General features: G+C 65.9%; 17 protein-coding genes and 2 pseudogenes. 7 read left to right on the top strand and 12 right to left on the bottom strand.

The window, feature by feature from the left end; translation table 11 throughout:
- Positions 1-972 precede the first annotated feature (972 nt).
- From G6N15_RS11215 to exaC, 7 genes are all read right to left on the bottom strand, one after another.
- A complete protein-coding gene (locus G6N15_RS11215; RefSeq protein ID WP_139797841.1) occupies positions 973-1,350 on the bottom strand; it encodes a hypothetical protein in 378 nt (125 codons plus the stop codon).
- Positions 1,351-2,262: 912 nt separating this feature from the next.
- Positions 2,263-2,556 carry a hypothetical protein gene (locus G6N15_RS11210; protein WP_083087768.1) on the bottom strand — a complete coding sequence of 98 codons (294 nt, stop codon included), beginning with the start codon at positions 2,554-2,556 and terminating at the stop codon, positions 2,263-2,265.
- The gene (gene lpdA, locus G6N15_RS11205; RefSeq protein ID WP_083087769.1) at positions 2,556-3,950 is read right to left on the bottom strand and encodes a dihydrolipoyl dehydrogenase; all 1,395 of its coding nucleotides are present in this window, start codon (positions 3,948-3,950) and stop codon (positions 2,556-2,558) included. Before lpdA ends, G6N15_RS11210 begins: the two co-directional genes overlap by 1 nt.
- Positions 3,951-3,998: 48 nt before the next feature.
- Complete coding sequence (locus G6N15_RS11200) at positions 3,999-4,580, bottom strand: hypothetical protein (RefSeq protein WP_083087770.1); 582 nt, start codon at positions 4,578-4,580, stop codon at positions 3,999-4,001.
- Complete coding sequence (locus G6N15_RS11195) at positions 4,573-4,851, bottom strand: putative holin (protein ID WP_083087771.1); 279 nt, start codon at positions 4,849-4,851, stop codon at positions 4,573-4,575. Before G6N15_RS11195 ends, G6N15_RS11200 begins: the two co-directional genes overlap by 8 nt.
- A gap of 29 nt (positions 4,852-4,880) precedes the next feature.
- Positions 4,881-5,375, bottom strand: a complete 495-nt coding sequence (locus tag G6N15_RS11190) for a DUF779 domain-containing protein (RefSeq protein WP_083087772.1) — start codon at positions 5,373-5,375, stop codon at positions 4,881-4,883.
- A 65-nt stretch (positions 5,376-5,440) separates the two neighbouring features.
- A complete protein-coding gene (gene exaC, locus G6N15_RS11185; RefSeq protein ID WP_083087773.1) occupies positions 5,441-6,964 on the bottom strand; it encodes an acetaldehyde dehydrogenase ExaC in 1,524 nt (507 codons plus the stop codon).
- A 97-nt stretch (positions 6,965-7,061) separates the two neighbouring features.
- Between exaC and G6N15_RS11180 the strand changes: the two genes are divergently transcribed.
- The 5 genes and pseudogenes from G6N15_RS11180 to G6N15_RS11160 all read left to right on the top strand — a co-directional run.
- Entirely contained in the window at positions 7,062-7,904 is an 843-nt protein-coding gene (locus G6N15_RS11180; RefSeq protein WP_139797842.1) for a class I SAM-dependent methyltransferase, read from the top strand.
- 34 nt (positions 7,905-7,938) lie between these two features.
- Positions 7,939-9,951, top strand: coding sequence for a prolyl oligopeptidase family serine peptidase (locus G6N15_RS11175; protein ID WP_083087775.1), 2,013 nt, complete (start codon positions 7,939-7,941; stop codon positions 9,949-9,951).
- Positions 9,952-10,128: 177 nt separating this feature from the next.
- Entirely contained in the window at positions 10,129-10,599 is a 471-nt protein-coding gene (locus tag G6N15_RS11170; RefSeq protein WP_083087776.1) for an SRPBCC family protein, read from the top strand.
- Between the two features lie 66 nt (positions 10,600-10,665).
- Complete coding sequence (locus G6N15_RS11165; RefSeq protein WP_083087777.1) at positions 10,666-11,073, top strand: SRPBCC family protein; 408 nt, start codon at positions 10,666-10,668, stop codon at positions 11,071-11,073.
- Positions 11,074-11,170: 97 nt separating this feature from the next.
- Positions 11,171-11,344 (top strand): annotated as a pseudogene (locus tag G6N15_RS11160) (RNA polymerase subunit sigma); the annotation flags it as partial.
- A gap of 41 nt (positions 11,345-11,385) precedes the next feature.
- On the opposite strand, the gene G6N15_RS11155 reads toward G6N15_RS11160, so the two are convergent.
- The 4 genes and pseudogenes from G6N15_RS11155 to G6N15_RS11140 form a co-directional block, all read right to left on the bottom strand.
- Positions 11,386-12,222: a hypothetical protein gene (locus G6N15_RS11155; protein WP_083087778.1), complete on the bottom strand. Its 837-nt coding sequence runs from the start codon at positions 12,220-12,222 to the stop codon at positions 11,386-11,388.
- A gap of 2 nt (positions 12,223-12,224) precedes the next feature.
- Complete coding sequence (locus tag G6N15_RS11150; RefSeq protein WP_372506555.1) at positions 12,225-13,796, bottom strand: aldehyde dehydrogenase family protein; 1,572 nt, start codon at positions 13,794-13,796, stop codon at positions 12,225-12,227.
- 21 nt (positions 13,797-13,817) lie between these two features.
- Complete coding sequence (locus G6N15_RS11145) at positions 13,818-14,342, bottom strand: mycothiol transferase (RefSeq protein WP_083087780.1); 525 nt, start codon at positions 14,340-14,342, stop codon at positions 13,818-13,820.
- Between the two features lie 11 nt (positions 14,343-14,353).
- A pseudogene (locus G6N15_RS11140) lies at positions 14,354-14,722 on the bottom strand (VOC family protein).
- A 47-nt stretch (positions 14,723-14,769) separates the two neighbouring features.
- On the opposite strand from G6N15_RS11140, the gene G6N15_RS11135 reads away from it, so the two are divergent.
- Entirely contained in the window at positions 14,770-16,500 is a 1,731-nt protein-coding gene (locus G6N15_RS11135; RefSeq protein ID WP_083087781.1) for an N-acyl-D-amino-acid deacylase family protein, read from the top strand.
- A 64-nt stretch (positions 16,501-16,564) separates the two neighbouring features.
- Here G6N15_RS11135 and G6N15_RS11130 read toward each other — a convergent pair whose 3' ends face one another.
- Positions 16,565-17,437, bottom strand: a complete 873-nt coding sequence (locus G6N15_RS11130; protein ID WP_083087782.1) for an endonuclease domain-containing protein — start codon at positions 17,435-17,437, stop codon at positions 16,565-16,567.
- A gap of 47 nt (positions 17,438-17,484) precedes the next feature.
- Between G6N15_RS11130 and G6N15_RS11125 the strand changes: the two genes are divergently transcribed.
- Positions 17,485-17,889, top strand: a complete 405-nt coding sequence (locus G6N15_RS11125) for a hypothetical protein (protein ID WP_083087783.1) — start codon at positions 17,485-17,487, stop codon at positions 17,887-17,889.
- Positions 17,890-17,939 lie beyond the last annotated feature (50 nt).

Genomic DNA, 17,939 nt, shown 5'->3' with positions numbered 1-17,939 from the left:
AGGCTTCGGGCGCCCCGGAAACAACCCGTAGGTCAATCACCCACTCCTCACAACGCAGTGAACACTCTGGTCGGGGAACTGCTTAGACAATTATAACGAAATTCCCTGAGCCACAACGATCCCGAGCGACTCAGAACGCGAACTCGATCCCGACGCTGGGCTCGTAGATTCCATTCGACGCCAGCGTCGGGCCTGTCACGGGTGCAGAGGAACCTGGTTAGATGTGTGGGGAGCGCGGCCCGCCGCCTGTGCTGTTGAGCCATCGCCCCCGGGCGACGCTCCTAGGGTAGTCGTGCGCCGGGTGGCGGAGTGGGGCGCTCGGCGGGCGGCCTGGGGCCAACGGACTGGCTGGGGCCGGTATCGCCCCCGGGCGGAGCGTTATGTGTCGCTGTGTATATGTACGTGCCATCCTCGTAGATGTCGCACCCGGTCTGACCGGGAATATCGCAACAACTTGTGTACGTGTGTCCGTTCCGAGTCACAGTCGACCAATTGCCGCCCGCCGCCACACATCCCTCCTGGGTCCCTGTTCCGGGGTCAGCACCAGCGGCCGGCGCCGTTAGAGTGATCATTACGCGGACCGCAACAGCGCCTGCAGCGATCAGCAATCCGGCAGTCGGCTGTTTCATGGTCTCATCTCCCTCAGGCGAGGCGGCCCACTGTGGTGGACTGTTGCTCAATGCCACTGCTCCATATCCGTACTGATGGTCGTACGGTTTGGTCTGCGTCGCATGAGGCATCTGCCTCAAATCACGTGCGTTGATGTGGCTTTTAGTCCAGAGTCGTAACGGCGGGCACCGACTAGAAGGCAGGGTGGTACTCGATCTCGTCGCCGACACAGACCGGGGGCGCCGATGTCGCTGCTGTCGCTGCTAAGAGCGGTTCGCCAGGGCGCTGAACGCAATTAGGTTGGAGCACTCGAACTTCGCTGGCGCGCAACCCTTTCCGATACGGACGCCCAAATGCATTGAGTCACGAGTGTCCTGGCAGCGGGCCGGGGCCAACCGGCCGAGGGCGCGGAACGGGAGCGGTTGTGGTTTCCGGTGGCGCTTGCCGATACGTTCCCTGGTATTCGCCGTCCAGGTACTGGTCGCAGTGCTGCCCATAGAGGTCGTAGTAACAACAGGTCGAATATGTATGGCCGTTTTGATCGGTTCCCGTGTTGTACGTCCCGCCCTTAGCGCCACAGATCTGTTGGATCTCCTGCTCACTGAGCGCGTGGGCGGAGGGCGCGATCAGGAAATTCGACGCGGCAAACCCCAGTACTGCGGTGAAGATCCCGCCGGCTAACACAAGCCGATGCGCATACCCGCAATGACCGGGATCCTTGGTCCATCCCATGGCCGTCATGGCGACTCCATTCCAGTTCCGATACCCAACAGGCTGGCAAGGCACCGGCTCGGTGGCACTCGCCATCGAGCCGGGCCTCTGCCGCGCGATGTGTCGCCGGTTTAGTCGGGTTGGTGGCACCCCTCCCTGGCCATCTCGGCTATGCAGGTGCCTCCGGGGCTAGGGTCACCGGGATCGTTGCCCGTCTGGACCGGGCCCGGATTTTCCCCTGTGTCGCTGCTTCCTTGATAGCCCTCGGTACCGCCGACGGTGCCTCCGGGGCCTGGGCAGGGAATTGGTTGCCTATGTGGCCCAAAACACGGACCAAGTGCGGTAACGGTCGAGCCGGGCACGGTCGAAGGCGCGTGGCCAACCTGGATGGTGCCGCCGAGGCCCAGTGCGGCGGCCACGCCCAGCGTGCCGACCGCGGCCAGCGCGACACGTCTGCCCATGGGGATCGGCTTTGGCACGCGCGGGATCGGGTAAGGGATTCTATCAGAGGTGTGGATGGTGGTCATAACATGCTCCTTCCGTAGTGCGGTGGCCCGGTGCTCTGAGAACCAGAAGCAGCCACTCCGCCGTTGCTCCTATTACTGCTCTCCGAATGCTCTAACCATCCGGCTTCCGTTCGCATGGGGCATTTGCCTCAAATCAGGTCAGTAAGGTGGCTTTAGTACCCACGGGTTGGTGTGGTACCTCTAAACGGTGGTACCGGCGACACCACCACCGGATCCGGTGACCCCCCTAGTTATGTCGCTGCCCCGCGAACAGGCACGGTGGTGATGGTGTCTCGGCCTGAGTTCGGCTGCTGTCCCGTGCGCAGACGCGCGTAGAAAGTCGTGCCGGTGGGCGTTTCTCACCGCGTTGCTCAGGCCAATACGACGGACTGGCCGCGACGTTGTCAGCCCTCGAGCTTCCGCTAGACCACCCGCATCACATGTAGGTGGCGCTCAGCACACCCAACGTCAACGCGACCGGAAGAACCGGTAGCGCAAACGCAAACGCCGCCCACGGATAGTTTCGCCGCTCGCGTAGTCGCCACCCCCACCACCCGGCGCAGACCGCCAGCACGACCGACAAGATCAGCACCACCGAGCTCCAGCTGGTCACCGTCGCGGTGGCCTCTCCGATCGAAATCGCCACCAGCCAAGCGATATAGCCGATGATCACCCCGGCGACGACACCGATAATCGTCGCGCCGCGATTCGAGCCGCCGCCAAACAACATCAGAAGTTGATCATGTGGCCGACCAGACCGTGGAAGCATTCTTGCAGTGCCTCCGACATCGTCGGATGGGTATGAACGTTGCGCGCCAACTCATTTGCGGTCAGGTCCCACTTCTGCGCCAAGGTTAGCTCGGGCAGCAGCTCCGAGACGTCGTGCCCGATGAGGTGACCGCCGAGCAGCTCCCCGTACTTGGCGTCGGCGACCAGCTTGACGAAGCCGCTGGCGTCGCCCAGACCGTGCGCTTTTCCGTTGGCGGTGAACGGGAACTTGGCGACCTTGACGTCGTAGCCCTCGTCGCGGGCCTGCTGCTCGGTCAGCCCGAAGCTGGCGACCTGCGGCTGACAGAACGTCGCGCGGGGCAGCATCCGGTAGTCGCCGAGCGGCAGAGTCTCTGCGCCGCCGATGGTTTCGGCTGCCACCACCCCCTGTGCTTCGGCGACGTGCGCCAGCTGCAACAGCCCGGTGACGTCGCCGATCGCGTAGATGTGGCTCACGTTTGTGCGCATGTACTCATTGATGCCGATGGCCTTGCGATCGGTCAGCGCCACCCCGGCCTTGTCCAGTCCGTAGCCTTCGACGTTGGGCGCAAAACCGATGGCCTGCAGGACTTTTTCGGCCGTCAGCTGCTGGGACTGGCCGTCCTTGCTTACGGTGACGCTCACCTCGGTGCCGTTGTCGTCGATCGCCTCGACCTTGGTGCCGGTGAGGATCTTGACGCCCAGTTTTTTGAACTGCTTCTCGATTTCCTTTGACACGTCGGCGTCTTCGTTGGGCAGCGCCCGCGGCAGGAACTCGACGATGGTCACGTCGACGCCGTAGTTGGACAGCACGTAGCCGAACTCCATGCCGATCGCGCCGGCGCCGGCGATGATGATCGACTTGGGCAGCTCCCGCGTCATGATCAGCTCTTCGTAGGTGACCACGTTCGCCGACAGCGATGTGCCCGGAACAAGCCGCGTGCTGCTGCCGGTGGCGATGATCGCGTTGTCGAAGGTGACCGTCTCGGTGCCGCCGTCGTTGAGATCAACCGAGAGCGAGTTGGGGTCAGTGAAGCTGCCGTAGCCGTGGATTTCGGTGATCTTGTTCTTCTTCATCAAGAAGTGCACACCGGCGACCCGGCCCTCTGCCACCTTGCGGCTGCGGTCGAAGGCGATGCCGTAGTCGAACGTCGCCTCGCCGCTGATCCCGAAGGTCTTGGCTTCGCGGGTGAAGATATGCACGAGTTCGGCGTTGCGCAGCAACGACTTGGACGGGATGCATCCAACGTTGAGGCAGACGCCGCCCCAGTATTTCGGCTCGACGACTGCGGTGTTCAGCCCGAGTTGCGCGGCACGAATGGCCGCGACGTACCCGCCGGGACCGGCCCCGACAACGACGACGTCATAGTGAGTCACGTGCCCACCCTAACGGGCGAGGCTTGAGGACAGGTCGGGCGATGTGCCCTAGTACGGGATGATCCCGACCAGGCAGTGCGGCATGCGCTGGCAGTAGTAATAGCCGTACAGCGGTGCGGCGGCAGCGAACGAGGCGAACAGTGCCGACATCACTGCGATGGCCAACGCCGACAGCAGCGGCCGGTCCTGCACCATTGCCAGCATCAGACTGCCGACCGTGCACACCACGACGTAGACGAGAACGACGAAAACCGCCGGCGTCTTATCGATCGAGTGGTACCACCAGTAGAACAAGCCCAATCCGATCGGTGCCGCGACAACCCAGACCGCGGCGACCAGCAGGACGAACTTCCACCACTTCAGGAAGTAGTACCGCCCGGGTACGGCGACCGGCTGCGCAGGCGCCTTGATGGGCTCGGAAGGCGACGACACCGCGGGAATCGGTTCCAGCGGCGGGAAATCGCCCGTCGTCACCGTCGTCTGCGAGCCAGTCACCGGCGCAGCCTCAGCGTGTCGACCGCTGTTGGTCGCCTCTGAAGCGTCGGGAGATTTCAGCGGCTGGGAAAACGCGCCGGTGTCGAAGCTGGGCGTGTACGGCTCAGTCTTGGGCTGTGATTCGTCGTCAGCCACCGGATACCACCCGCATTGCGACGAGCAGGCCGAACCATCCCGGTGCCAGCGCGAGAACGAACGCGCCGAGGGCCGTCACCCATCGATGCCTGGCGAACACGACCGCCAAGAGCCCGACAACGCTGGGCACTCCGACCACCAGCGCGATGACGACGTCCGGCCGGACCCGCGCATGGATCCACACCATGACCGCTGTTCCTGCAAGCACACCGACGGCAATGCCCGCCAGCATGGTGCTTGCCAGCAGCCAGGAACGCGGAAGCGGAATCACGCCTTACGACCTTACTGCTGAGTTTTGGGCTAGCGCGGCACGTGCCCGGCGCGCCTCGCGGGTACCGAACACGCATCGGCGGCTTCGGCGACGACCGGGCCGCGCGACGGCGGGCGCTGCCCGCGCTCGTAGTCGCTGCCGCTGATCACCGGCGCGGCGTCCAGCAACGCATTCTCGCTGTCGCTGAAGGCGCGGCCGCGGGACAAAAACCGCATCCCCTCCGGTGCCTCCAGGCTGAACCCGCCGCCGCGGCCGGGCACCACGTCGATGACAAGCTGGGTGTGCTTCCACGTCGCAAACTGTGGCCCGGAGATCCACACCGGCACGCCGTCGCCGACGTCGAGCACACCGAGCAGCACGTCGCGGTCACCGACCAGGAAGTCGCCCTGCGGATAGCACATCGGCGATGACCCGTCGCAGCAGCCGCCGGACTGGTGGAACATCACCGGGCCGTGGCGGTCCATCAGCTGTTCCAGCAGTTCGGCGGCAGCCGCGGTGATCACCACCCGGGGCGGCGGGGTCATGGCGCCGCTCCTCCTCCCTTTTTCTGATCGCACCGCCCTGTCTATCGTCGTCGGCGCGGTGTCCATCAGAAGAAGCCTTGCGCCTTCTCGGAGTAGGACACCATCAGGTTCTTCGTCTGCTGGTAGTGGTCGAGCATCATCTTGTGGTTCTCCCGGCCGATGCCCGATTGCTTGTACCCCCCGAACGCCGCGTGCGCGGGGTAGACGTGGTAGCAGTTGACCCACACCCGGCCGGCCTGGATGTCGCGGCCGGCCCGGTAGGCGACGTTGCCGTCGCGGCTCCAGACCCCAGCACCGAGCCCGTAGAGGGTGTCGTTGGCGATGCTGATGGCGTCGTCGTAGTCCTTGAACGACGTCACCGCGACGACGGGTCCGAAGATCTCCTCCTGGAAAATCCGCATCTTGTTGTGGCCGGTGAAGATCGTCGGCTGCACGTAGTAGCCGCCGGACAGGTCGCCGCCGAGTTCGGCGCGCTCGCCGCCGGTGACGATCTTGGCGCCCTCGCTCTTGCCGATCTCGATGTAGGACAACACCTTTTCCAGCTGGTCGTTGGAGGCCTGCGAGCCCAGCATGGTCTCGGTGTCCAGTGGGTCGCCCTGCCGGACGGCCTTGGTGCGGATCGCGGCGAGTTCCAGGAACTCGTCGTAGATGGCGGCCTGGATCAGGCTGCGCGACGGGCATGTACACACCTCGCCCTGGTTGAGGGCGAACATGGTGAAGCCTTCCAGCGCCTTGTCCTGGAAATCGTCGTGGGCGGCCATCACGTCGGAGAAGAAAATGTTGGGGCTCTTGCCGCCGAGTTCCAATGTGACCGGGATGAGGTTCTGGCTGGCGTACTGCATGATCAGCCGGCCGGTGGTGGTCTCCCCGGTGAACGCGACCTTGGCGATCCGGTTGGACGATGCCAACGGCTTGCCGGCCTCGGCGCCAAACCCGTTGACCACGTTGACGACTCCGGGCGGTAGCAGGTCGGCGATCAGCGACACGAGATACAGCACCGACGCCGGGGTCTGCTCAGCGGGCTTGAGCACCGCCGCATTACCGGCGGCCAGCGCGGGGGCCAGCTTCCAGGTGGCCATCAAGATCGGGAAGTTCCACGGGATGATCTGCCCGACCACTCCCAGCGGCTCGTGGAAGTGGTAGGCGACGGTGTCCTCGTCGATTTGGGAGAGCGTGCCCTCCTGCGCCCGGATCGCGGCGGCGAAATACCGGAAATGGTCGGCGGCCAACGGGATGTCGGCGGCCAGCGCTTCGCGGACCGGCTTGCCATTGTCCCACACTTCGGCCAGCGCGAGCGCCTCGCGGTTGGCGTCGATGCGATCGGCGATCTTGCCCAGGATCGCCGCACGCTCGGCCGGAGCGGTCTTGCCCCACTTCGGCGCCGCGGCGTGGGCGGCGTCGAGCGCCTTGTCGACGTCGGCGTCGTCGGAGCGCGGCACCTCGCAGAACGGTTGGCCGGTTATCGGCGTCGGGTTTTCGAAGTAGCGGCCGTGCACAGGAGGCACCCACTCGCCGCCGATGAAGTTGCCGTAGCGGGATTCATAGGACATCAGCGCCCCGGCGGAGCCAGGACGTGCGTAGACGGTCATCGAATCAGCTCCTCATCTTTGCGTGACAAACCTCACAGTACCGCTGCGGCCGCCCGTACAGTCAGCCTCGGAGGCCGCGGAAACGGAGGTGGCGCGAATGCCTGAGGCCAACACGGCCGAGGAATCCCTGCGGCAGTGGAGCGCGGTTGCATCGGCTTGGGACAGGTACAGCGACCGCCTGTTCAAAGACGTGCGTTCGGTGTCAGAGTGGCTCGTCGACCAGGTCAATCCACAGCCGGGCCAGACGGTGCTCGAGCTGACGGCGGGTACGGGGGAGACCGGGTTCCTGGCTGCGGGCCGGCTCGATGCCACCGGCCGGCTCATCAGCAGTGATTTCGTGCCCGCGATGGTCGAGGCGGCTCGTCGCCGAGCCGGCGAGCAGGGTTTGGACAACGTCGAGTGCCGCGTCCTCGACGCGCAGCAGATCGATTTGCCCGACGACAGCGTGGACGGCGTTATGTCGCGGTTCGGGATGATGCTCGTACCGGCGCAGCAACGGGCGATCGCGGAGATCCGGCGTGTGCTGCGGCAAGGCGGCCGGTGCGCTTATGCGACATGGGGACTACCAGAGCACAACCCGTGGATCTTCCAGATCGTCGCGGCGCTGCTGCAGAACGGCGTCACACCACCCGGCGACCCGTTCGCACCGGGAGGCATCTTCTCGCTCGCCACACTGGACAGCAACCGTGCGCTCGCAGCCGGTGGCGGCTTCACGGACATCACCGTCGAAGAGCTCCCCGGCACAATGGTGTTCGACGGTCCGGACGACTACTGGACTCACGTCACCGAGGCCGCAGGGCCCGTGGCCACACTGGTCGCCTCACTGGACGCCGAGCAGGTCACCGCCATCCGCGCCACCCTCGACCCGTCGCTGGCGCCGTTTGACCATGACGGCGCGCTTGAACTACCCTGGCTGGCCGCCGTCACCAGCGCCGCCTGACAGTCCGGCTCTTGGCCGCGGCCAGAATGACGTCATGACCGACGATCCGTATCTCTGGCTGGAAGACATCACCGGCGACGACGCACTGAACTGGGTGCGCGCGCGCAACGACCCCACCGTGGCCGAGTTCGGCGGTCCCGATTTCGAGCGGATGCGCGCCGAGGCGCTCGAGGTGCTCGACACCGACGCCCGCATCCCCTACGTGCGACGCCGTGGCGAGTTCCTCTACAACTTCTGGCGCGACGCCGCCAACCCGCGCGGGCTGTGGCGGCGCACCACGCTGGAGAGCTACCGTACCGACAACCCGGACTGGGATGTGCTGATCGACGTCGACGAGCTGGGCCGCGTCGACGGCGAGAAGTGGGTGTGGGGCGGCGCCACCGTCATCGAACCCGACTACACGCGGGCGCTGATCGGGCTGTCCCGCGGCGGCTCGGACGCGGCGGTGGTTCGCGAATTCGACATGGTGTCAATGTCGTTCGTGTCCGACGGGTTTGTGCTTCCCGAGGCCAAGACATACATGACCTGGGCCGATCCCGATACTGTTTTGCTGGGCACCGATTTCGGCGAAGGCTCGCTGACCGAATCGGGGTATCCGCGCATGGTCAAGCGGTGGCGGCGCGGTCAGCCCCTGGCCGAGGCGCAGACGCTGTTCGAGGGATCGCGCAGCGACGTGCTGGTGGCGGCATCGGTCGACCGCACCCCCGGTTTCGAGCGCACGCTGTTGCGGCGGGCCATCGACTTCTTCAACGACGAGGTCTACGAGCTGCGCGGCCTCCGGGACAACCCAGAGCTGATCCGCATCGACGCGCCCACCGACGCAACCGTGTCGGTGCACCGGCAGTGGTTGCTGATCGAGCTGCGCACCGACTGGTTCACTGGCACCGTGTCGTATACCGCGGGCTCGCTGCTGGCCGCCGACTATGAGCAATTCCTTGCCGGCACAGCGCCGTTGCAGGTGGTGTTCGAACCCGACGAGCACACCTGCCTGCACCAGTACGCGTGGACCCGCGACCGACTTTTCGTCGTCACACTGGCCGACGTGGCCAGCCGGGTCGAGACCGTCACACCGGGCAGCTGGCAGCGCACACCGGTGCCGGGCCTGCCCGCCGCCACCAACACGGTCATCGCCGCCGTTGACGACACCGGCGACGAGTTCTTCCTTGACTCCAGCGGATTCGACACCCCATCGCGGCTCTTGCGGGGTACCGCCGACGGGTCGCTGCGGCAGATCAAGTCCGCACCCGCATTCTTCGACGCTGATGGCCTCGATGTCACCCAGCATTTCGTGGCATCCGAGGACGGCACCTCGATTCCGTACTTCGTCGTGCGTCCCCGGGATGCTTGCGGGCCGACGCTGCTTTCGGGCTACGGCGGGTTCGAGGTGGCGCGCACTCCCGGGTATGACGGCGTGCTGGGCCGGCTGTGGCTGGCCCGTGGCGGCACCTATGTGCTGGCCAACATCCGCGGCGGCGGCGAGTACGGACCGCGTTGGCACACCCAGGCGATGCGCGAGGGCCGGCAATTGGTGGCCGAGGACTTTGCCGCGGTGGCAAGGGATTTGGTGGAGCGCGGCATCACCACCGTGGACCAACTCGGTGCCCAAGGCGGCAGCAACGGCGGGCTGCTGATGGGCATCATGCTCACCCAGTACCCGCAGCTGTTCGGTGCGCTGGTGTGCCAGGTGCCGCTGCTGGACATGCGCCGCTTCCACCTGCTGCTGGCTGGTGCATCATGGGTGGCCGAATACGGCGATCCCGACGATCCCGCCGCGTGGGAATTCATCTCGAAATACTCGCCGTACCATCATGTTTCGTCAGACGTGCGCTATCCACCGGTGTTGATCACCACGTCGACGCGCGACGACCGGGTGCATCCCGGGCATGCCCGCAAGATGACCGCCGCACTGGAAGCCGCCGGGCAGCGGGTCTGGTACTACGAGAACATCGAGGGCGGACACGCCGGCGCCGCCGACAACGCGCAGATCGCATTCAAAGCGGCGCTCTGCTTCTCGTTCCTATGGCGGATGCTGGGCAACAAGCATTGAACCTCCGGGCCTTGCCGACCGTCTCACCAATAAGAAGTCGAGGAGGTCGAGATGAGTTCCTTACTGGTGGCCTGCCTGTCGGTAGGGCTCCCGGTAGCGGGCCTTGGCCTGGTGGAGCTGCAGGCGCGTCTTGAACGATGGGATCAGCAACGCCATGCCGAGGACTAACCTCAAGCCATGACCGTCACCACAGTCGACGCCGGACCTCAGCAGGTAAGCCGCTCGGTCGAGGTCGCCGCGCCGGCCCGCGAGTTGTTCGCCATCGTCGCCGATCCGCGCCGCCACCATGAGCTTGACGGTTCGGGCACGGTCGGAGCGAACATCCGCGGACCCGAGCGACTAGGACCGGGCGCGCGGTTTTCCACCAAGATGAAGATGTTCGGGATGCCTTATCGGATCACCAGCACGGTGACCGCGTTTGAACCCGATCGGCTCATCGAATGGCGCCATCCCGTCGGCCACCGCTGGCGATGGGAGTTCAGCCCGATCACCCCCAGCAAGACGCGGGTCACCGAAACGTTCGACTATCACGACGCCGGACCGGTCAAAAACGCGTTCAAGTACTACGAGCTGACCGGCTTCGCCAAGCGTAACGCCGCCGGCATCGAGGCCACGCTGCGCCGACTTGCAGACCGCTACAGCGCCTGACGTGGTTTCAGTTGCCGCATGGAATCCAGGCGTGATCGACCACTCCTGCTTGGGTATTAGGTGTTTATGGGTGAGTTCACAGGGTCAATCGCAGTCGACTGGGACGGCGAGGCACTTTTCCGCTATCTGTCCGATGTCAGCAACTTAACCGACTACTTTCCGCGCCTGACGTCCGCTGAGCCGGGACCAGGCGACGAGGTCACGACCACAGCCAATCTGCCCGAGGGCGGAGTGGTCAGTGCCGACGGCTGGTTTCGAGTCAACGAGGATGCCCGGCGAATCGAGTGGGGTGCCGTCGGCACCAACGACTACTCCGGCTATCTGCATGTAACCGAGTCTCAGGACGGTTCACTGGTCGAGCTGCACCTGCACACCACCCGCGCCGCAGACGATGATGCGGACGTCCAACATGACATTGACGAAACGTTGAGGAACATCAAACGGCTTGCCCAACACCGCGGCGCTGTCTCGTAGCCTCGCTCCTCCGCGAAGAGTGCCGGTCGCGGCCGACGTTGGAGTGCAAAGACGTCCGCCGGGGCGGCTACCGCTCGATGACCGGGACGGTCCCCGCCTGGGCAGCGACCTCGACGCATTGCTGCCCGTGGTGCCCTTCGCGACCGCGACACGTCGGCCGCGTTCTACGACCACGTCAAGGCGCGCGTTCTACGGGCTGGTGGTGCGAGTGCTGCGCGATTCGGGGTACAGCGAAGAGACCACGCAGGAGGTCTACCTGGAGGTGTGGCGTGGCGGATGCTGTCCGAATTGCCGCTGACTTGCCACAAAGAGTTACGCCCTGCGCAAACCGCCCACCATCGCGGTGAGCGCCCCGAACACCACCAGCGCGCCTCCGGCGACCAGCGTCAGGTCGAGCCAATGGTGCAGGCTGCCTTCGGCGTAGCCAACCATCGCGTCGGCGACTCGGCGGACGTCCCCGCTTGCGTGGTCGAGCGCATCGTCGATGTGACGGCGGGCGACTTCGATTCCCGCATACCCAACTGCACCAACCATCAGCGCTGAAACTCCGAGGCTCGCCAACGCCCTACCGCGGCTGCGGGCCGCTGCCAGCGTCAGCACCGCGAATGTCCCCGTCAGCACCGTCGCCGCCAGACTCACCCACGCCCCCCACGTGGTAAGCGGATGTAATTCGCCGGGCCGCAACGCCTTCGGCGCAGAAACCGTCAACGGCACGGTCACCGTGGCGGGCAAATACACGTCGTAGTCGGCCAGCATCTGCCGAAATGCCGTGTCGTTCAACATGGGAGCCAGGTCGACCACCCACGGGTCAGGGCCGGACTGGGTGCCGGCGAACGCCCAACTATGCGCGATGCGGTTGGCCTGCGCGAACTGTGACGGAAACGACGGACCGGCGGTGTAGGCCGATGCGACACCATGCACCCGTGCCGCATCGACACGGCTGCCGTGTTCGCTGATCAGCGCGGTCGCCTTGTTAGCGAGCTCTTCCGCCACTGCCGCACGCAGCTGCGGATCAGTCGCCGCTTTCTGGGCCATGCCCGTATAGCCGTTGGCGTCAATGATGTTGCGCTGCGCCCAAACCCCTGGAACCGCTACCGCCAGTGCAATGGTGGCGAGCAACCACAACAGCACCGTCGCAACGAATCGCACTCCTATGTGGCAGTTCTGGTGGGTTTGGCGGGTTTGGCGGCTCTGGCGGCGCGACGCGGACCCGCAAGCGCCAGCCGGGTCATCATCCGGTTCATCCGGGCCAGCGTCTTCAGCGAATTGTTGTAGTAGGCAAAGCCGCCGCCGACGCTGGTGCGCGGCACCACTACGGTTTCGGCGCGGCAATACTTGCGCAGCCCCTCGACGCCGCCGAACCGCGCCCCGATGCCCGATGCCTTCCACCCGCCCATCGGAGCGGTGGTGCACATCAGGTTACTGATCACGTCGTTGATGTTGACAGCACCGCAATCAAGTTGCAGCGCAATGTCTTTCGCACGTTCGACATCGCGCGAGAACACCGATGCGCTCAACCCGTACGGGCTGGCGTTGGCCAGCCGGATCGCCTCGTCGACCGTGGCGACCTTCATGATCGGCAGCGTGGGCCCGAACGTCTCCTCGGTCATGCAGGCCATTGAGTGGTCGACGTCGACCAGCACGGTGGGCAGGTAAAAGCTGCCCGGCCCATCGGCGCGCCGGCCGCCGGTGAGTACCTGCGCCCCTTTGGCTTTCGCGTCGGCGACATGTCGCTCGGTGACCGCCAGTTGCGATTCGTCGATCAGCGCGCCGAAGTGGCCTTCGCCGGCGCCCACGTGCAAGGCCTGCACGTCGCGCACCACCGCGTCGACGAACCGCTGGTATACCGGCTCGAGTACGTAGACACGCTCGACCGACACACACGTCTGCCCGGCGTTGAACATCGCTCCCCACACCGCGGCGTGGGCGGCCAGCTCGACGTCGGCGTCCTCCAACACGATCATCGGGTCCTTGCCGCCCAGCTCGAGGCTGACCGGCGTCAACCGGCGTGCGGCTCGCTCCATCACTTTGCGCCCGGTCGCGGTAGACCCGGTGAACTGGATGAAATCGACGCTGTCGACCACAGCTTCGGATACCGCGCGGGCACCTTGGGCGATCCCGAACACATCGGGCGCACCGGACTCCCGCCAGCCGCGCCGCAGCAGCTCCGCGGTCAACGGGGTGCGCTCCGACGGTTTGAGCAGCACCGCGCAGCCGGCCGCCAACGCGCCGATCGCGTCCATCAGTGCGTTGGCCACCGGGTAGTTCCACGGCGCGATGATGCCGACGACCGGCCGGGGCCGGTAGTGGATGGTGATCTTCTTGATCGCCAGGAACGGCAGCGCGGCCGGACGTCGCGCGGGCGCCAGTGCCTTCTCCATCGTCTTGATGTAGTAGGCCAAGATCATGATCAGCAGCGGCACTTCTTGGCCCGCGTCGACCGCCGATTTGCCGGTCTCCTTGATCAGCAGCTCCTCGATTTCGCTGCGATGCTCGCCGAGCCACACCGCGAAGCGGGCCAGCGCCGTGGCGCGCTCCTTCGCGCCGTGCTGTTCCCATTCCCGTTGCGCCGCCCGCAGTTCAGCGGTGATGGCGGGCACATCGGAGGGATCGGTCCAGCGGACTTCTCCGGCCACGGCCCCGGTGGCCGGGTTGAGGATGGTGCCAGTACCGGAGAACTCGGGCGTGGTCGGTGGCTGTGTGATGGCGGTCATAGCCGCCATGCTAGCCGGGCTCGACAGGTGTCAAGTCCGCCGGTGCGCGATACCGAGGACGTAGGCGGCCTGGCCGAGGTGTTGGGCGCAGTCGTCGATGACGCTGACCAGCCGCACACTGGCCGTCACCGGCGGGTCCCAATGCTCGTCGACGACGCGGGACAGCTCGGCGCCGCTGATGCTGGCGATGTATTCCAACGTCAGCTTGTGCACCGCGTGGTAGTAGCCGGCCAGCTGCTCGGCAGAGGCGCGCACTTTGGCCACGTCTTCGGGACTGTGCCCATAGCCCGTGTCGTCGCGCGGCAGGTCCAAGCCGAACCGGTCTACCCAGCCGTCGCGCGTCCACACCTGCTCGACACCCGCGATGTCGGCCACTTGGACGTCCTGCACGCGCGCGCTGTGCCAGATCAGCCAGGCGATGCTGTTGGCGTTGGGGCTGGGCCGGTAGAAAGCCTTGTCGTCGGTCAGATCGTCGGTGAGCTCGTCGACGTGTTCGATCAACCGGGTGAACGCATCACGCAGCAATTCCTGGGCAGCAGCAGCGTCATCGGCCATAGGTGCCGACCCTACGCGCCGTGGAAGACCGCTTCGACGTTGTTGCCGTCGGGATCGCGGACGAACGCGCCGAAGTGACCGGGGTGGTATTCCGGCCACAGCCGCGGCGCATGCAGCGACTCCGCGCCAAGACCCATGGCGGCGTCATAGAAGCCGCGCGCAGCGTCTTCGTCGGCGGCGGCGAACGCGATGTGCGTTTCCCGGTTCGGGCCCATGCCGGCGCCCTGGGCGATCCAAAACGTCGGGTGTCCGTCGCCGCCATAGCCGATGGCTTCGCCGAAGTCCATCTGCCGCGTATAGCCGAGCACGCCGAGCACCGTGTCGTGGAACTACTGGGCTTTGGGGTAGTCGGCACAGTTGATGCCGAAGTGGTCGAGCACGGGGTTTGGCCTGGCATGAGCCACCGACACAGTCGTAGATTATTTAGATGACCTACGACCTGGTGATCCGCAATGGCAGCATCGTCGACGGGTTAGGCGGCGAACGGTATATCGGGGACGTCGCCGTCAAAGACGGCGTCATCGTCGCCGTGGGCACGGTGGACGGCTCCGGTGCCCGCGAGATCGACGCGACCGGGCTGTTGGTTACCCCGGGCTTCATCGATCTGCACACCCACTACGACGGTCAGTCCATCTGGTCGGACCGGCTGAACCCCTCGTCGGCGCATGGGGTGACGACGGTGGTGATGGGCAACTGCGGCGTCGGCTTCGCTCCCTGCCGTCAAGAAGACCACGAGGTGCTGGTCGACGTGATGGCCGGCGTCGAGGACATCCCGGGCGTGGTGATGACCGACGGACTGCCGTGGACGTGGGAAACCTTCCCGCAGTATCTCGATTCGCTGGAGTCGCGACAGCGTGATATTGATGTGGCCGCCTACCTGCCGCATTCGCCCCTGCGTGTGTATGCGATGGGTGAGCGCGGCGCCCAGCGCGAGCCCGCCACCGCCGAGGACCTGGCGAAGATGCGGGCGCTGGCCAAGGAAGCCATGGAGTGCGGGGCGCTGGGTTTCGCGTCGTCGCGGCTGATGATCCACAAGACGGCGAGCGGCTCGCCGATCCCGAGCTATGACGCTGCGCGGGAAGAGATTTTCGAGATCGCCCAGGGCGTCGTCGACGGCGGCGGCGGGCTGATCCAGTTCGTCCCCGACGTGCCCGCCGGCGGGTATCAGCCAGTGCTGCAGCAGGTGTTCGACGTCGCCGAAGACGTCGGCCTGCCGGTGACGTTCACGCTGGCGATCGGAAACGCCGGCGACCCGATGTGGCCGGACGCCATCACGATGATCGAGAAAGCCAACGCGGCGAGCAGTGACGGTCCGCGCTGTACCGCGCAGCTGCTGCCGCGGCCCATCGGGCTGATCATCGGGCTGGAGCTCAGCGCCAACCCGTTCGTGCTCTACCCCAGCTACCGCGAGATCGCCGAGCTGCCGCTGCCCGAGCGAGTGGCCGAGATGCGTAAACCCGAAGTGCGGGAACGGATTCTGGCTGACAAGCCAGGGCAGGGACATCCGCTGATGTATCTGGCGCAGGCCTGGGACTGGATCTTCCCGCTGGGCGACGACCCCAACTACGAGCCCCGGCGCTCCGACAGCATTGCCGCGCGGGCTCGGGCCCGCGGGGTGCGCCCGATCGAGGAGGCGTACGACCGGCTGCTCGACGACGACGGGCACGCCATGCTGCTGGTCACGACCAGCAATTTCGAGAACTATTCGCTGGATACCGTCGGCGAGTTGCTGCGCCGCGACGACGTGGTGCTAGGGCTCGGCGACGGCGGGGCTCATTACGGGATGATCTGCGACGCAAGCTATTCGACGTATTTCCTGACGCACTGGGCGCGTGATCGCGCGTCCGGGCGGTTCAGCGTGCCGGACGCCGTCCGCCGGCTGACGTCGGTGCCGGCCCGAGTCGCCGGGCTGGCCGACCGCGGCCGCATCGCCGTCGGCTACAAGGCCGACCTCAACGTCATCGACCACGCGCGGCTGCGGCTGGACAAGCCAGTGATCACCTACGACCTGCCCGCCGGCGGGCGTCGGCTCGACCAGACCGCCGACGGGTATGTGGCGACGGTCGTGTCGGGCGAGGTGATCGCCGAAAACGGTGTGCCCACCGATGCGCGGCCGGGTCGGCTGGTGCGCGGCCGGCAACCCGCACCCGCGGCCTAACCGTTGCGCCGCGACACTGCGGTTTCGTACGCGACACGCCGCAACGGTGTACAAATCCGCAGAGTCACCACGTCTTTGGGCAACCACGGGCAGTTAGTGCACTTTCGACGCGTTGAAGGACTACTCGCGGCGTGCGATGCACCATGCCACTGGTCACTCTTACGATCGCCCACCTAAGCTCGTCGAGCCTAGCCGAGCGCTCGACATCCCATGTCCGCTGCTTGGGATTGGTCCAGTGGTGGGCACCTTCGAAGTCGACGCCGACACGGTATTCACGCCAGCCCATGTCGATGCGTCCGACCACATACCCGTATTCGTCGCATACCTCGATCTGGGTCTCCGGGCGTGGAAAACCCGCTTGCACCAGACAAAGTCGCGTCATCGACTCGTACGGCGACTCAGCGCCGCCATCAACCAACATCAGCGTGCGGCGTAACTGAGCCTGGCCACGAACGCCAGGATGCCGGGCGGCAACTGCTTCTATGTCGGCGACGTTGACGTCGGTGGCGTTCATCAACGCATCGATGCGCTGCACACCGTCGACAAGCGGCAACCGCCTACCCACGTCGAATGCGGTGCGCGCCGGCGTGGTCACGGTCATCCCGGCGACCGTCTGGGTTTCGCCGGGCGCAATCGTGTCAGCGTGGACCACCAGCAGCGGTGGTGTGCGCTGGTTGCTATGGACTAATTCCGCGGGCAGGCCCGGCTCCACCCACTGAGCACCGAGCACTGTCTGGGCCGACAAGCCTGCGAGCACTCCCCGTCGCCGCGACCACAGCCACGCTGCCTGCGCTCGCTGCAGCGCTGAAACTTCCGCTTCCCGCGGGGCATACACGCCCGGGTAGACCGGGCGGTAAAACCGCCGCAACTCCCGGACAGTCAGCAAGCCGGCGTCCAAGGCCTCGGCGCCGCGGAATGGCCAGGCGACTTCCCCCACGGCCGGAGCATGACTGCGCCCCACCAAAGCCGCATACAGTTATCCACATGAGCGCAGTGGATCTCGACCGGCTGGCCGACGCCCTCGGCAACTACGGGTTCGCCTACCTGATCACCGTCAACGACGACTACCGCGTGCGCGCGGTGGAAATCGAGCCGGCCTTCGACGGCCAGGTCTTCGACATCGGGCCCGTCGGCGGACACACCCGCGCCAACCTGTCCCGGCACGGCACCGCCACCCTGGTATGGCCGCCCCGCGACCCGGGCGAGTACTCGCTGATCGTCGACGCCGACACCGAAACGCCCGTCGACCCTGACGCCACCGATCCGGTGAAGATGGCGCCCACCCGGGCGCTCCTGCACCGGCCGGCCGCAGGCGACTCTCCGACGTGCGCGCGCGGTCACACCTACGACTGCGTGATCTTCAAAGCCTCGTCGTCGGCAACCGCGTAGCAACGGAAAAGCCCGGCCCCCAAAGGGAACCGGGCTTTTCCGGCTTTTCC

It is taken from the genome of Mycobacterium noviomagense (genome assembly GCF_010731635.1).
Lineage (GTDB): Bacteria > Actinomycetota > Actinomycetes > Mycobacteriales > Mycobacteriaceae > Mycobacterium > Mycobacterium noviomagense.
This window is presented reverse-complemented; position numbering and strand designations above follow the sequence as displayed.